At 72.8% G+C, this 17,173-nt stretch carries 4 protein-coding genes; all 4 read right to left on the bottom strand.

What is annotated here, in order from left to right; genetic code table 11:
- Positions 1–64: 64 nt before the first annotated feature.
- The 4 genes from L0H79_RS01595 to sbnB are packed head-to-tail and all read right to left on the bottom strand — an operon-like array spanning position 65 to position 17,083.
- Positions 65–8,326 carry a non-ribosomal peptide synthetase gene (locus L0H79_RS01595; RefSeq protein ID WP_301482784.1) on the bottom strand — a complete coding sequence of 2,754 codons (8,262 nt, stop codon included), beginning with the start codon at positions 8,324–8,326 and terminating at the stop codon, positions 65–67.
- Positions 8,323–15,033 (bottom strand): non-ribosomal peptide synthetase, encoded by a 6,711-nt coding sequence (locus L0H79_RS01590; protein ID WP_301482783.1) that lies wholly within the window; start codon positions 15,031–15,033, stop codon positions 8,323–8,325. Before L0H79_RS01590 ends, L0H79_RS01595 begins: the two co-directional genes overlap by 4 nt.
- Entirely contained in the window at positions 15,030–16,028 is a 999-nt protein-coding gene (locus L0H79_RS01585; RefSeq protein ID WP_301482782.1) for a pyridoxal-phosphate dependent enzyme, read from the bottom strand. Before L0H79_RS01585 ends, L0H79_RS01590 begins: the two co-directional genes overlap by 4 nt.
- Entirely contained in the window at positions 16,025–17,083 is a 1,059-nt protein-coding gene (gene sbnB, locus L0H79_RS01580; protein WP_301482781.1) for a 2,3-diaminopropionate biosynthesis protein SbnB, read from the bottom strand. The genes L0H79_RS01585 and sbnB overlap by 4 nt, the downstream gene beginning before the upstream one ends.
- Positions 17,084–17,173: the final 90 nt, after the last annotated feature.

Here is a 17,173-nt window from a genome sequence, read left to right as displayed (position 1 = left end):
GGGTGGGTCGCCGCAGGGGTGCAGGTACCACTCTTTTCCCCGAGCTGCCGGCTGCGGGCCGGGCTCAGGGGGTCAGGCGCAGCCCCGCGAACCGGCGGGTCGCCGACCAGCAGAGCAGCACGAGGACGGCACCCAGGACGATCGCCACCATCCCGGGCGGGACGTCCACGGCGTACTCGGGGGGCAGCTGCATGCCCCACAGCCGCCGACACTGGTCGACGACGATGGAGATCGGGTTCCATTGGCTGATCGGTCGGATCCACGAGGGCAGTGCGGCAGGGGACAGCACGAGCGAGGAGAGGAACGAGCAGACGACGAGCAGTAGCGCACCGACGGCGTCGATCGACTCGGGGCGGTCCATCGACAGGCCCAGGTGCACGCCCACGAGGACCATGCACGCGACGAAGAGCGTGATGATCGCCAGTCCGGCGAGCACGGCGGCGACGCCGACAGGGCCGGCCGCAGGCGCCCACCCCACGACGAGGGCGACGAGCGCGACCAGGGCGAGTACCACGACGCCGATGAGGGTGTCGCCGATCACGTGGGAGACGACGACCGCGGAACGACGGATCGGCATCGTTCGGAGGCGGCCCATGAGTCCCTGCCGCACGTCCGAGCTCACCGTGATCGCGGACGGGCCGATGCTGGCCAGCCCGACCTGCAGCAGCACGCCCGGCACGAGGTAGGCGAGGTAGTCCGTGGCGCCGGGTGGGAGCTTCACCGCGTCGCGGAAGAGGTATCCGACGGCGAGGAGCATGACGAGCGGGTTCATCAGCACGCCGACGAGGCGTCCGGGTGCCGCCAGGACGTGATGCAGCCTTCTGCCGGTGAGTGTGCTCACCTGGTCCAGGGTGGCCAGGACACCCGTTCGCCGAGGCCCGCGCTCCGGCAGCCTGATCGGTCGGCGCGGTGTCGCGCGGCCGAGCGGGCGGTGGTCCCTGCGCGGCCGCTGTCCGAGGCCCGGCTCCGGCGTCGGAGGCGGGTCGGCCAGTGCCACCCGGACCGCGGCCGCTACGGTCGTGGACCCTTCGTCGTCGAGCAGGTCGTCGTGCGCCAGCGGCGACGTGAGCACGCTCGTGCCTCCCGCCGTGTAGGGCGCCCATCGCCTCGCGCGGCGCTGCGCGCCGTGCTCGCCGACCTCGCTGATCGAGGCGACGACCGTCAGTGGCGCGTTGACCTGGACCGGGCGGTAGCGGTGCACGAGCTCGGCGTGGCGCAGCATCAGCTCCACGATGCGGCGAGCGGCGGGTATGTCGACACCGCCGGGAAGTCGTCCGCGGCTGACCACGAGTTGCACGGCCTCGGCGATGTCAGCGACGGCGGGAGGGTCGGTGACGCCGGCGTGGACCAGTGCCGACGCGAGCAGGTCGGCCTCGGCGGGCACGGCGTCCAACGCCTCCTCGAGCTGCAGGTCGTCCGCAGGGTCCGGGACACGGTCGGGGTCGGGGTGGGGGTCAGGTTCGCGGAATGGCGGGAAGGCATCCACGACGACCGCCGCGCAGACCCGCTCACCCTCGGCCTCGAGCTGGGCCACCACGGCGTGCACGAGCAGCCCTCCGTACGACCACCCAGCCACGCGGTAGGGACCGTGTGGCTGGTTAGCGCGCATCAGGCGGACGCACTCGTCGGCGACCTGTTCGATGGAGTCGGGAAGGGGGCGGTCGGGGTCAAGCGCCAGCGACTGGATGCCGATGACCCGAAGGTCCGCATCGCGGTCTTCCGGATGCCCGGCCCGGCCGCGCAGGTGGGCGGCCAGTCGTACATACGGGAGCGCTGTGCCGAAACCGCTGTGCAGGCAGAACAGGGCCGGCCCGGTGGGCGGGCCGCCGAGTTCCACGACGGGCGCGAACGCCTCCTCGCGTGTTGCGTCACGGGCCGGCCGGCCGCGGACGGTGGTCTCGGCAGCCGAGGGTGCCCCCGGTGTGGGCGGGGGAGCCGGTGGCCCGTCCGTGCGGGACAGCTGGGCGCTCACTGCGGCCGCGGTACGCAGCTGCACGATGTCGGATACCGAGACGTGCATTCCCGAACTGCGTAGTGCAGCCGACAGCTCGACGGCGAGGATGGACGTACCCCCGAGGTCGAAGAAGTCCGCCTCGGGGTCGACGCCGTCGAACGCGAGGGCCGCGGCGAAGGCGTGACAGACCGTGGTCTCGACACCGGCGGATGCGGGTCGGCCCTGTGGGCAGTGGCGGGTCGGCGCGGGTAGCGCGGCGAAGTCCGTCTTGCCGTTGACCGTTACCGGGAGCTTGTCGAGGACGACGACAGCGGCGGGAACCATCGCACTGGGGAGCCGGTCGCGCAACCGCGCGGTGAGGTGGGCGCTGCCGACCTCACCGCCGGGGTCGGCTACGACATAGCCGACCAGTTCCGGCCGACCCGGGATGTCTTCGCGTGCCACGGCCACCGCCTGGCGCACGCCCGGCAGTGTGGCGAGCACAGCCTCGACCTCTCCCAGCTCGACGCGATGTCCTCTGATCTGCACCTGGCGGTCACAGCGCCCCACGTAGGCCAGCTGCCCGTCCGGGAGCCAGCGCACGAGGTCGCCGGTGCGGTACATGCGGCTGCCGTCGCTCGCGAAGGGGTCCGCCACGAACCTGCCGGCCGTGAGTCCCGGGCGGCCCAGGTAGCCGACGGCGAGACCGCTGCCGCCGACGTAGAGCTCTCCGATCGCGCCGGGCACCGCGAGCGTGAGGTGTCGGTCGAGGACGTAGAGCCGGTGACCGGCGCACGCCCGGCCGATCGGTGGGCGGACGCCCGGCACGAGTGGGTCGCTGAAGCTGACGCACACGGTCGCCTCGCTCGGTCCGTAGGCGTTGACCATGGTGCGGCCACGACCGAACCGCTCGGTCAAGGCCGTGGGGCACGCCTCGCCGGCCACGATGAGGGTGCCCGGCCCGGCCGCAGTCGGCTGCGCGACCCCTTCGCGCGGTTCGTCGGGTACCGCCTCGAGCGCGCCGTCGGGCAGGGTGGCCAGGGCGGCCGGCGGCAGAACGCAGAGGTCGACCTCGGCGGTCGTGAGCAGCTCGGCGAGCGGTGCACCGAGACGGGACCCCTCGGCCGCGATGACGGCGCTCGCACCGCTGAGCACCGAGACGGCCAGCTCCCAGAAGGCCGCGTCGAAGCCGATCGAGGCGAAGTGGAGGGCTCGGGTGCGCTCGTCGACGGCGAACCGCTCGGCACTGCTGACGACGAGCTCGAGCGCGCTGCGGTGTGACACGACGACCGACTTCGGCAGACCGGTCGACCCGGAGGTCTGGATGAGGTAGGCCGGATGGTCTGGTCCGGCGGGCTCGAGCAGTTCGACCCGGGGGTCGGTTCCCGAAGCCACCGGATCCTCGATGTCGGTGACGACGCTCGGCAGGTCGAGGTGCGACTCCACCTCGGAGCGAGACTCGCGAGTCGTGACGACGAGCGCGACCCCCGCCTCGTCGAAGGCCCCCTTGACGCGGTCGAGGGGGTGGGCGGGGTCGACCGGCAGGTAGGCGGCACCTGCGCGCAGGATGGCGAGCATCGCGACGACCGACTCCGCAGAGCGTGGGGCGACCAGTCCGATGATGTCACCGGGACCGATGCCGTGTGCGATCAGCCGGCGGGCCAGGGCTGCCGAGCGCTGCCGCAGCTGCCCGTAGGACAGCTCCCGATCGCCGGCGTCGTCTCGCCACCTGAGCGCTGCCCGGTCGGAGCGGGGCACGGAGACGGCGTCGAAGCGCTCGACCAGGGTGCGCGCCCCGCGCGGGTCCTCGCGCCGGTCCTGCGAGCGGGAGCGCCCTCGCAGTAGGTCTCTCTCGTCGTCCGCGAGCAGGGCCAGCTCGTCCAGTCGGGTGTCCGGGGCGTCCGTGGCCGCCCCGAGCAGCCGGACGAAACGGTCGACGAGCCCTTCGGCGGAGTCGGCGTCGAGCAGGTCGGTGTTGTACTCGAGCGCCAGCTCGAGTCCGTCGTCCCTGCCCGGTGGCGGACCGAGCTCGAAGCCGAGGTCGAGCTTGACAGCGCGGGTGTCGAGGCGTACCGCCTCGGTGGAGATTCCGTCGATGGTCAGCCGCGGGGCGCGGGCGTTCTGCAGCACGATGCCGACCTGGAAGAGCGGGTGCCGGCCGGCGGAGCGGGGCGGGGCCACCAGCTCGACGACCTCGTCGAAGGGGAGCCACTGGTGCTCCAGCGCCGCGAGGGTCCGTGCGTGGGTGCGCCGCAACAGGGTTGCGAAGGTCGGGTTCCCGGAGCAGTCCGTGCGCAGCACGACCGTGTTGGCGAGCAGGCCGACGGCCTGTTCGAGGTCGGGGTGGTCCCGCCCCGCGACGGCTGCGCCGAGCACGATGTCGTAGCCGGCGCCGTGCCGGGCCAGGGTCGCGGCTACCGCACTCTGGAGCACGACGAACGGCGTCACACCGTACTGGTGGGCCTGCTCGAGAACGCGCGCGGCGAGCGTGTCCGGCAGGCACCTGCTCACACAGGCGCCGCGGCCGCTCGACTGCTCGGGGCGGGGGCGGTCCCATGGCAGCTCGATCTCGACGGGGAGGTCTGCCAGCTCGTCCCGCCAGAACGCCCGCTCGCGTTCCCGAGCGCTGCCCGGTCCCTCGCCGAGTCGGACCCGCTGCCAGAACGTGACGTCGAGGTAGTCGAGGCTGGTCCCCGGCCAGGTGGGCGTCTCGCCGGCGTGTCGCTCGGCGTAGGCGAATCCCAGCTCGTCCCCGAGCACCCCGAGGGACCAGCCGTCAACCGCGATGTGGTGGATGACGAGCGCCAGGACGTGTTCGTCATCGGCCCACCGGGCCAGCACGGCCCGGACCGGCAGCTCGGTCTCGAGATCGAAGGTGCCGGCGGCGCGGTCGGTGAGGAGTTCGACGGCAGCGTCGATGCCGGCGACGTCGACGATCTCCAGCGGCCAGGTGACCGCCTGTGTGGGCCGAACGACCTGCGTCGGGACGTGCTCGACGCTCGGGTGCAGGGTGCGCAGCACGGCGTGCCGGGCCAGCAGGTCGCCCAGGGCGAGCCGGAGTGCCGCGACGTCGAGATCGCCCGACAGGCGCACCACGACGGGCACGTTGTACGCGCTGTTGGCCAGGACATGGGCGAGTACCCACATGCGTCGCTGCGCAGCCGACAGAGGCCCGAGCTCCAGACCCAGTCGAGGAATCCGTGCACCCGGACCGGCAGGCGGGAGGTCGGGACCGCCCGCCGAGCGGGCGCCCTCCAACGCCGCCGCGAGGGCGCCGACCGTCGGTGCCGCGAAGACCGCGCGCAGGTCGAGCGAGACCCCGAGGTCCCTGCGCAGCCGACTGATGAGAGTCACGGCCAGCAGCGAGTGGCCGCCCAGGCGGAAGAAGTCGTCGTGCACGGAGTCGACCTGGACACCGAGCACATCCGCGAACATGGCGGCGACCCGACGCTCGAGGGCGCTCGATGGGGCGAGGACCGAGCTGCGGGGGGCCGGCAGCGCGGTCCGGTCGATCTTCCCGCTCGCGGTGAGCGGCAGTGCGTCGAGCACTTCGACGACGGCAGGCACCATGTGAGCCGGCAGTCGTTCGGCCGCGAACGTCGTGAGCCGGGTCGGGTCGATCGGCTCCGGGCCGCCCTCGACATACGCGACGAGGGTCGGCTCCGCGTCCGGCCCGCGCCGATGCGGGAGCACCGCGGCGAGCCGCACCCCGGGGTGCTCGGCGAGTACCGACTCGATCTCGCCGACCTCGACCCGCAAGCCGCGGATCTTGATCTGGTGGTCGACCCGGCCGAGGAACTCCAGCTGTCCGTCGTCGGCCCATCGCACGAGATCCCCGGTGCGGTACATCCGGGTACCGACCGGACTGAACGGGTCGGCGACGAACCGGGTGGCGGTCAGTCCGGGCTGGCCGAGGTAACCGCGGGCCAGCGCCGCACCGCCGATGTAGAGCTCGCCGGGAACTCCCGGCGGGACCAGGTGCAGGACGTCGTCGAGCACCCGAAGGTCGTTGCCCGCCATCGGGCGCCCGATGAGCGGTGCGCCCCGGTCCCCCGGCCGGACGTCGGCGTGGGTGGACCAGATCGTCGTCTCGGTCGGACCGTAGAGGTTGAGCAGTCGGGTGACGCCGTGGCCGAGGAGCCGGTCGGCGAGCGAGCGGCTCAAGGCCTCCCCGCCGGTCACCGCCACGAGACCGCGCAGCGAGGTCGCCCGGCTCTGCTCGAGGGCCCGCCAGTGCACCGGGGTCGCTTGCAGGTGGGTCACCGCCTGGGCTCGGATCAGGCGGTCGATCGCCTCGGCATCCTTGGTCGTCGCCTCGTCGGCGAGCACGGTGCAGGCTCCGGCCAGCGGTGGCGCGAGCAGCTCCAGGGTGGCGATGTCGAACCCGAACGACGTGACGGCGCACAGCCGGTCGTCCGGTCTCAGCCCGATCCGGTGGACGTAGTCGAGAGCGACATTGACGAGGGACCGGTGCGTCACCACGACGACCTTCGGCCGCCCCGTCGACCCGGAGGTGAAGAGCAGGTATGCCGGGTGCTGCGGACGCAGCGGCGCCAGCCGTTCTGTGTCGGTCACCGGCGCAGGGTCGAGCGCGTCCAGCGACGCACGGACCGTCGGGTCCTCGAGACGGACCACGACCGTGTCGTCGAGCGTGGCGGCCCGGGCGAGACGCTCCAGTGTCTCCTCGACGCCAAGAATGACGGACGGGCGGCCGTCCGCGAGGCAGTGCGCCAGGCGCAGTGCGGGCTGGGTCGTGTCGAGCGGGAGGTACGCGCCGCCGGCCGTGAGCACGGCGGCCGCAGCGACGACGAGGTCGCTCGCGCGCAGGCAGGCGATGCCTACGACGCTCTCGGGACCGACCCCGTGCGCGAGGAGCAGGCGAGCCAGCCGGTTGACCCGAGCGGCGAGGTCGGCGCCGGTCAGGTGCTCGCCACCGGCAGCGAGGACGGTCCTGGCGGCGTGCCGGCCGAGGCTCTCGCCGAGCACGTCGGCAAAGGTCAGCCCCGCCCCGAGGGCAGGGGCGCCGGTGCCGGCCGACTGGGCGAAGCGGCGCTGCTCCGCTGTGGTGAGCTCGAGCGCGCCGACCGGCTGACCGGCGATCTCGGCACAGCCTCGGACCAGGCCGAGGACCTGGTGCAGCAGGTGACGCGCGACCTGCTCGGCGACGACGGCCGTCTGATAGTGCAGTCGCAGTCGAAGCCCGTCGGACGGCACGACGGTGAGCGTCGCGGCATATGCGGTGCCGGTGCGTACCTGCACGGACCGGAGCCCGACCTGGTCGCCCGTCCACTCTCCCGAGGTCGACTCGAAGTAGCCGAGCGAGGTGACGAGCGTGTCGAACAGGCCGCTCGCACCAGCGGCGTGCAGCACGTCGGCGAGGCTGAGGTGACGGTGCTCCATCAGGGCGATCTGGTCGGCGTGCACGCGGTCGAGGTGCTCGGCGCAGGTCTGGTCGGGGAGCAGCCGCACCCGGACGGGGACCGTGTTCGCGAAGAGCCCGACCGCCGTCTCGATGCCGGCGACCGGTACCGAGCGCCCGGAGTCGACCATGCCGAGCACGACGTCGTCACCGCCGGTGACGCGGCCCAGCACGATCGCCCAGGCGAGATGGACGAGATCGCTGAGCGTGCGGCCGCGCTCGCGTAGCCAGCGGGTCACCCGGACGAACTCCTCGGGTGAGAGGCCGTCCTCGATCTCGTCAGTCCCCCGCCGCGGTTGGTGCTCCGGGCGAGGCAGGGACGCGAGCATCGTCCGGGCCGGCACGTCGCCGAGCGCGCCGGACCAGGCGCTGCGGGCCTGGGTCGGGTCGATCGAGGCGTGCCAGGCGAGGAAGCTGCGGTGGGTGCCGTCCTCGGTGACGGGCTGGTCCGGGTGGAGGTAGCCCTGCGCGAGCTCGTTGACGAGCAGGCGCAACGACCAGCCGTCGACGACGACGTGGTGCAGGCTCAGCAGCAGACGGCTCGTGCCGTCGGGCCGCCGCAACACGGCGGCACGCACCGCAGGGCTCGTCGTGAGGTCGAACGGCGTGGTCCGGTCGGCCTCGGTGAGCTCCTCGACCCGGGAGTCGATGCAGGCGTCCGAGGCCGATGCGTCCGCTCCGCCGCCCGGCCCGGCCGGCAGGCCGATGTCGACGACCTGCCATGGCACCTGGGCGTCGGCAGGCACGACCTGCACCCACTGGCCGTTCGGCCGCTGACGGAAGCAGGCGCGAAGGTTCGGGAAGCGTCGCAGCAGTCGCTGGCAGGCCCGCCGCAGCCGTGGCAGATCGAGCTCGGCCCCGAAGTCGGCCACGACCTGCATGACGTAGGCATCGGAGGCCGCGCCGCCGATGTCGTCGATGAGGATCGCCTGTTGGAGCGGGGTCAACGGCAGGTAGTCATTCCTCGTGCTCACGGCGGGCCCTCCTGGTAGCCGAGTTCGGCGTCGAGCTGGTCGAGCTCCTCGGGGGACAGGTCGATCGACCTCGGCGGGTCTGGATCGACCGGTGGCCGCCCGTTGGAGGCGCGCAGCTCAGCACCGCTGGTTGCATCCGGGGCGGCTCCCGCCGACCCGTCCTGGTCTGCGGCACGGCGATGCGCGAGCTGCGCAGCACTGGGCGCCTCGAACAGGTCACGAGCGGTGATGTGCATGCCCTGGTCGCGCAGCCTGGCGACGGCGTGGATCGCCGCGACGGAGTCGCCCCCCAGGGCGAAGAAGCTCTCGTGGATCCCGACGGGGCCAGCACCGAGGACTCGCTCGAAGACGTCCGTGACGAGGCGCTGCGCCGGCGTCGGCGCGGGGTCGGCTCGCTCGACGAGCTCGTCGCACGCCGGCCCGGTCGCGGGCCCTGGGGCCGCCTGCCGGCTCCTTGCCACCTTCGGCGCGTGGACCGCCATCGCGGTGGGCAGCCGGCCGCGAACGAGCTGGTGCACGGCTGCGGCCAGCTCGGCGGCGATGCCGTGCGCGAGCTCGGGGTCCACCCGTTCGGGGTCGGTTTCGAGGCGCAGCCGCACCGTGCGGCCGCTCGTGTCGACGACGAGGCCGACGGGTTGGTGGCGGGCCTCGACAACGCGGCTCGCGCCGATGACGAGGCCACCGCGGGCGCGCCACCGGAAGTCCTGGCGAGGGAAGTTCTCGACGACGACGACCGAGTCGAACGGCTCACCACCGTCGCGTAGGTGCGAGGCGACGTCGAGCACCCGGGCCAGCCCGAGGTGCAGGCCGTCACGAAGTCCGGCGAGCTCCGTCTGGGCGCGGCGCAGGGTCGTCGACACGTCGTCGCCGGGATGCCGCAGGACGCGCACCGGCACGGTGTTGAGCATCGGGCCGATGACGGTCGCCATACCGTCGACCTCGTCCGGGCGTACCGTGACCACGAGGCCGAAGACGGGCGTGGGCCCGTGTCCCAGACCCGACAGGACGGCGGACCAGACAGTGGCGACGACCGTCGCAATGGTCACGTGGTGGCGGCGTGCCGTCTCGGCGAGGGCCGCACCGTCGACATCGATCCAGGCCTGATCCGGCCCGGAGCCCACCGACGCCGCCCGTCCGGCGGGACCGACTCGCGCCGGAAGGGACCGCGAGGACCTGGCGGGCCGGCCCACGATGGTCGGCCCCGGCACGTCGGCGAGGTAGTCGTGCCAGGTGCGCAGCGCGCTCTCGTCGTCCCGCCTGCGCAACCAGTCGAGGTATCCCGTGAAGGCGGTGTCCGGTGTCGCCGTGGCAGGGCGCGGCGCCCGCGTCGCGTAGGCGGTCAGCAGCTCGTCGACGAGCAACGGCATTGACCAGCCGTCGACGAGGATGTGGTGGATCGTCAGGACGAGCCTCGTCGGCACGCCCTCGCAACCCAGCACCACCCGGCACCGCACGAGCGGGCCGTCGTCCAGGGTGAAGGGGGTTTCCCGTTCGACGCGGGCGGCGTCCGCGGACGCTGCCGCCGCGGCTTCGCGCGGCAGCGCGCTGAGGTCGGTGGTGCCGATGGGCACCCCGTCATGCCTCCGGATGACCGCCACCGGCTCCCCGTCCAGGGGTAGCTGGAACTGTGCTCCGAGGTGGGGGTGCGCGTCGAGCACCCTCGCGAAGGCAGCCCGCAGCCGCTCGACGTCGACGCTCCCCTCGACGTCCGCCACGACCTGCAACACGTAAGGGTCGCGGCCTGGTGGCGCGAAGCGCGACTGCAGGTACATCCCGCGCTGCACCGGAGTGAGTGGGAGGACGTCGAGCACGCCTGGCCCGGCGGACCGGACTAGCTCGGCCAACTGGTCGGCGGTGAGCTCGACCAGAGGGAGGTCGGCGCTGGTCGGGACGAGGTTGTCCGGGTCGGCAGCGTCCTCGATGAGCCGGTTGAGCGCCCCGAGGAAGCCACGCGCGAGAGCCGCTACGTCACGGCCGCCCACGAGTTCGTCGGACCACAGCCAGTGGGTCACGAGCACCCGCCCGTCCGGACGGTCCTGCATGCTCGCGGTCAGCTCGAGCGGGTGACGCAGGTTGAGCTGCGGGTGCGAGACGGTCGCGATGGGGCCGTGGCTCGCGACGAGCGTGGTCTCGGTCTGGCCCGGAGAGAATGAGCCGGTTGACGGGGTCAGAGAGGTGAACGACCACCCGTCGGCCGCGTCGGCGGCGAACCGGCCGAGGTAGTTGACGCCCACGAGTGGCCTCTGCACCGGCCCGAGCAGCCGGTCGGCGCTGGGGTGCAGACGGGTCAGCAGGCCGAAGCCCAGACCGTGGCGCGGCAGGGCGCGCAGCGTCGCGTGGACGTCCTTGACCGCGGCCCGCAGCGCGGTGGGTCCGGCGCGATGGCAGCCGGTCGGCACGGGCACGGGGAACGTCGAGGTGAACCACCCCACCGTGCGCGACACGTCCAGCCCATCCACGCCGTCGAGGGCCTCACGACCGTGTCCTTCGAGCTCGACCATCACGGCTTCGGGCTCCGTGGGCCCGGCACCGCCCTCCGTCGCAGGCTCGGCGAGCCAACGCCCCATGGAGTGGCCGAGCGCGCCGAGGAGCAGGTCGTTCAGCTCGACCCGGTAGGCGGCGGGACAGCAGAGCAGGGCGCTCGTCGCGGCGGGGGGCAGTTCGAGCGTCAGCTGGCTCGAGCTTCCCACCGTGTGTCGCCCGGCTCGCGGTTCGGCGAACGGGCGGGAGGTGGGACGGGCGAGTAGCGCGCGCCACGCCGCGAGCTCGTCTCGGACCACGTCGGCACGTCGAGCGAACCGTCCGAGCTCGTGGCTCCACTCGGCGAAGCCGGTCGTCTCGCTCGGCACCGGCGCGTCGCCGAGCAGGAGGCGCAGGTCGTCCGCGATCACCCGCCAGGAGACCCCGTCGACGACCAGGTGATGGATGACGATGATCAGGTGCGACGGGTCGCCCTCCTCGAGCACCGCTGCGCACAGTCGCCCCTCGTCGGGCGAGAGCCGGACCGCCGCGTGCCGGACGGACTCCGCGACGTCGGTGCCCGAGGCCACTGTGGCCAGTGGCGGCTGGGCGGTCCTGGACCCGTCCTCCCCCCGCGTCGGACCGGCCGGCGGGGTGCACGAGTCGGCAGGGATGGATGGGGCCCAAACGCCGGGGGCGAGCTGGCCGAACCGTAGGGCGAGCGAGGGGTGCGCCTGGACCAGGCCACGCAGCGCGTCGCGGACCTCGTCGGACCCCAGCTGTCGGCCGGCGCGCAGCCGCACCGCCTGGGCGTAGCAGCGCGCCGGACCGCTGAGCTGCTCCTCGTCCTCGGCGAGCTGCAGCGCGATCGGTGTCGGGTCCGGGGGCGAGCGCCTTGGCCCGCTCCGTGCGATGCCGGCCGTCGGCCCGGCCGCGGGTTCCGCCGTCACCGGCGCGAGCGCCGGCGTCAGCGCCGTCGGCGTGCCGAGCGCGAGGACGTCACTGGCGCGCAGGACCCAGCCGCGTGAGCGGAGCCTGGCGACGAGCTGGATCGCACTGATGGAGTCGCCGCCGAGGCCGAAGAAGTCGTCGTCCCCGGCGACCTGGGCCATCCCGAGGACGGCGGCGAACTCTTCCTGCAGGACGGTGCGTCGTTCGTCGGACGCCGTCCGGGCTCCGGCCGCGGTCGAGGAATCGGGCCCGGTGTCCCGGGAGGGAGTGTGGGCTTCCCGGGCGAGCAGCATGGTCGGCGCCGCCGCAAGCGCCGCCCGGTCGACCTTGCCGTGCGCGGTGAGCGGCAGGCCGGGCACGCTCGCCCACCGGGTCGGGATCATGTGCTCCGGCAGCACCTTGGCGGCAGACCTCCGGATCTCGAACAGCCATGCCGTGGCGTCCGCGGCGTCGCTGTCCACGCCGGCGTCATCCACGGCCACGTCGTCTGCGCCCCCACTGCCTGTGTCCTCGGAGACGCGGGGGCTGCGTACCAGGTGGGCGGAGACGGTCGTTCGGCCCTCGGCGACCCCCGCGGTCACCGTGGCCTCGGCGACCGTCGGGAGGCTCCGCAGGGCGGACTCGATCTCGCCGAGCTCGACCCGCTGGCCGCGGATCTTGACCTGGTGGTCGAGCCGGCCGACGAACTCCAGCTGGCCGTCGGGACGCCAGCGCACCTGGTCACCGGTACGGTACATCCGGCCGCCGGGCGGACCGTACGGGTCCGCGACGAAGGTCGTCGCGGTGCGACCGGGCGCACCGAGGTAGCCCAGCCCGAGGCAGGTACCGGCCACGTGCAGCTCACCGACGCCGCCGGAGGGCACCGGCATCAGGTCCGGGCCGAGCACGCGCAGGCGAGTGTTGCGGATGGGGACGCCGATGGGTGTACCCGCGCCGGGCTGGGGGGCGGTGGTCAGCACGGCGTGGGCGACATCGTCGGAGCACTCGGTCGGGCCGTACGCGTTGACGACCGGGATCGCCGGATGCCGGGTCAGCCAGTCGGCGACGAGCGCGCCAGGCAACGACTCCCCGGTCACCATCAGGTGCCGTAGCCCGGCGAGCGACCGGTGCGCCTGGTCACCCCAGAGGGCGAGAGCCGCCCCGAGCAGCGACGGGACGACCTCGAGCACCGTGACGGCGGCGGCGGCGGCCACGCGCGCGAGCGCATCCGGATCGGCTGCCTGAGTCCGCGTCACCACCCGGACCCGGCCGCCGACGATCAACGGCGCCAGCATCTGCCAGATCGACACGTCGAAGGTCACCGGCGCGTTCTGGACCACGACCGCATCACGGTCCAGGCCCAGCAGCTCGACCTTGCACAGCAGGTGGTTGAGCAGCCCCACGTGTCGCACGACCGCAGCCTTGGGTCGCCCGGTCGAGCCGGACGTGAACAGCACGTAGGCAGGGTCCTCCGCGCGGTCGCGTGGCCACCCCGGTCCGATGTGCTCGTCCCGAGTGGCCGGGAGCTCTGCCTCCTGGCTGGGCCGGTCGATGTCCACGACGTGCGGCCCTGGCCGGTCCGGCAGCCGCGCGAGCAGGTCCGCGACGACCTCTCGTCCGCGAGCGTCGACGAGGACGATGTCCGCCGTGCAGTCGCTCAGCAGGCGCGCGGTGCGTTCGGCCGGCGCGTCCACGTCGAGTGGCACGAAGGCGCCTCCCGCACCCAGGACGGCGAGCACCGCAGTGACGAACGCCGACCCCGGTTCGGCGAGGACGGCCACGACAGCACTGGCTCGAAGACGCCGGTCCAGTGCGCGTGCACCGGCCACGAGGGCGGTGTACGTCGTGGCGCCGTGCTCGTCGACGACCGCGATGGCGCTGCCCGCACGTTCGGCCTGCGCCGTGATGCGTTCCACGACGCCGTCCTCGCCGTTCGGTCGCTCGGCGCCACGACCAGGGTCGGCGGTACCGGGCTCCGGTCGCGCCGTTCGGCGGCCCAGCGGGGCGGTGGGGGTGGCAGTCGCCAGCCAGTCGAGCTCCTCGAGAAGGCCGGCGAGGTGGCGATCGAGCTCCCCGGGCAGGTATCGGGCCGGGTTGCCGTTCAGGTGCAGCTCGACAGTGCCGTCGGGACCATCGAGGACGGTGACCATGAGGTCGTCGACGATTCCGGTGGCCAGGTTGACGAGCGTCGCCGTAGCGGTGCCGAGGTCGATCGCCGCGGGCTGCGGGAGGACGTTGACGTACGGTCCGAACGAAGAGCGGTCCAGCCGACCCAGTCCCGCGGCGCGGCGCACCAGCTCGCCCCGGTAACGCTGATGGCGCATCGTGCGCAGGAGCGCGGAGCCAGTGGCGCGAAGCAGCTCGGACCGAGTGACCCACGGCCCGACGGACACACAGAGCGGGAGGTAGTTCGCGACCATGCCCGGCACCCGCCGCTCGATGGCGGTCGTCCGCGCGGTGAGCGGGATCGTGAGGACCGCGTCGGTGCGACCGGCTGCCCGGGCGGTGTATGTCGCCGTCGCGGCGATCGCGAACGTCGCCCAGCTGACCCCTGCCGCAGCGGCCGCCTGGCGCCACCGGCGGGCCGTGTCCGCGTCGACGATCTGGCTACGGCGCAGGTGCCGCGACGCGGGGCAGGCCGGGCGGTCCGTCAGGGTGAGCGGGCCCGGCAGGGCGACGACGGTCGCGTTCCAGTAGCGCCGGTCCCGCTCGTGGGCCGGTGAGGACCGGTAGGCGAGCTCTGCCTCGGTGAGGACGCTGAGCGAGGGCAGGCGCCCGCCGCACGCGCCGTCGACCGAGCCCGCCGTCATGGCGCGATAGAGCGCGGAGAGCCGCTCGTAGAGCGGGACCCGGCTGTAGCCGTCGACGAGGACATGGTGCATGGCGAGGTAGCACAGGGTGTGCGCGTCACTGATCCGGAACAGGCGCATCCGGACGAGGGGGTGGGCGTGGACGTCGAACGGCTGCTGCTGGTCCTCGTCCATGGCGGCCATCGCCAGGCCTACGGCGCGTTCGCCGTCCGACCGGCCCGCGGCTCGCAGGTCGACGACATCGACGTCGATGCGGTCAGGCGCCTCGATGACCTGGACCACCGCACCGTCCTGCTCGACGAACCTCGCCCGCAGCGCTTCGGCCTCCGCGACGAGCTGGTGCATCGCTTCGACGAGCAGCTCGAGATCGAGCTCGCCGCTGATGTCGAGACAGTCGCCCATCGTGTGCAGGACAGGTCCCGACGCGAGCACCTCGTCGTGGTAGATGCTGAGCTGCGCCGCTGTGGGTGGGATTCGCAGGGGTGTGGTCGGGCCGTGGCCGGTCATGCCGTCGCCTCTGCCGGGACGGTCGCTCCGAGACCCGGATCGAGCGACTCGGCCCCGAAGTGAGCGAGCACCCAGTCATCGCAGAACACGGTCGACAGGTATCGCTCACCGAGGTCGGGCGACACCCCTATCAGGGTCGCGCCACAAGGCTGCGGATGATCCGCGAGCCAATGTCGGGCGCCGGCCACGATCGACCCGGTCGAACCCCCCGCCACCAGTCCGCCTCGCGCCATGGATCGGCACGCAGCGACGCTCTCGACCTCGGTCACCTCGATGACATCGTCGAGGATGGTGAGGTCGAGCAGGGGTGGACGCACGCTCGACCCGATGCCGGGAATGTGCCGAGGCCCGGGCGACCCACCGAAGGTCACCGACCCGGCGACGTCGACGCCGACGAGGGTCGTCGCCGGGCTGTACCGGCGGAAGTATCGGGCGACCCCCATCGCGGTGCCCGACGTGCCGACACCGAGGAAGACCACGTCGACCCGGGAGAACTCGGCCAGGATCTCCGGACCCGTGGTGTCGAAGTGCGCACGCGGGTTCGCCCCGTTGGTGTACTGGTTGAGCCACACCGCCCGCGGGTTCGTGCGCACGATGGCGCCCACCCGGTCGAGGCGCGCCCCGAGCAGGCCGCGCTCGGGGTGGGGCGTGGTGATGACGTCGACCGTCGCACCCATCGCTCTCATCAGGCTGATCGAGGCAAGGTTGCACCGGAGGTCGGTGACGCAGGTGAAGTCGTAACCGCGGCTGGCTGCCGCCAGGGCCAAGCCGATGCCGAGGTTGCCGGAGGAGCTCTCCACGAGCAGGCTCTCCCCGGGGACCGCCTGGCCGCGCAGCTCGGCTCGATCGAGCAGCCCCACGGCGGTCTTGAGCTTGATCGAGCCGGCGAAGTTCAACGCCTCGCACTTGAGCAGGAGACGGTCGCCGGTGACCCCGTCGAGGTCGATGAACAGGTCAGGGACGTTGAACTCGTCCAGCCTGCGCACCACGGTCATGACCGGAACTCCGCGGTGTCCGGGCCGAAGAAGCCGTCCACCTGGCGCAGCGCGCCCTGCGCCTGCAGCGTGTCGTGCACGTGCCGGGCCACGGCGAGGTCGAGCACGCCGAGCCCGAAGGGTGAGAAGACCACCGTCCCGCGCTCGGGAACGGTCAGCGAACCGGACAGCACCTGGCCGATCGTGCCTGCGACGAAACCCCGGTGGCCGACCTGCTGCTCGGCCAGGTGCGGGGAGGTACCGGCCCGGAGGCAGTGCTCGATGTCGTCGACCACGTTGAAGCTCGACAGGACGACCTTCGGCCCGAGGTCACGCAACGAGACGTTCAGCACCACAGGTCCGTGCCCGACGAGAGCCGGGTCGGTCAGGTAGGGCGACGCCGCGGCCGTCGTGAGCACCACGAGGTCATGCGAGCGCACGGCGTCCTCGGCGTCTGCGTGGACGGTCGACTCGGTCACCGCGTCGAGGCATCCCGCGTCACTGGCCAGCCTCGCGGCGCGAGCGTTCATCAGGTCGTGTACACCCACTCGCTCGAAGGTCCATCCGCTACCGAGGAGGTGAGCGAGGATCGCCCGGGCGATGACACCGGCACCGACGATGCCGACCGTCCTCGGACGAGGCCGCCCTGCTGTCAGCACGGTGGCCGCGAGGGCCGCCGATGCGGCGGTCCGCACGGCCGAGATCGTGGCGGCCTCGAGGCAGGCGAACGGGTACCCGGTCTCGGGGTCGTTGAGGATGGCGACCGCCGAGGCACGCGGGAGACCCCGGTCGAGATTGCGTGGCACGCTCGAGATCCACTTGATCCCGTCGACGCCCGGCTGCCCGTCCCGCCCGGCCAACGACGCCGGCAGCGCGATGATGCGGTTCTCGGGCCGGTCCTCGAAGCGCAGGAACGATGACGGCGGGTTCGTCGTCAGGCCGTCCTCATGCTCGAGGTAGGTGCGCCGGACCACGTTGATGACCTCGGCCTCGCGCCCACGCAGGACGCGCATCACCTCGTCGTGCCCGATCACCGCGAAGCGCGGTGGGGTGGCACTGGTCGTTGGTCTACACATGGTCACGGGGTCCCCTTGCCTCGCTCGGTCGGGTGTCGCGTCTGGCCATTAGCAGCCTGCCGCCGCCGACTGATCGGGCCCTGACCCTGC

Origin of the sequence: Intrasporangium sp. (assembly GCF_030452765.1) — a bacterium.
In the GTDB taxonomy this organism is placed as follows: Bacteria; Actinomycetota; Actinomycetes; order Actinomycetales; family Dermatophilaceae; genus Intrasporangium_A.
Note: the sequence above shows the minus strand (reverse complement) of the source record. Positions and strands in the feature narration are given on the sequence as shown.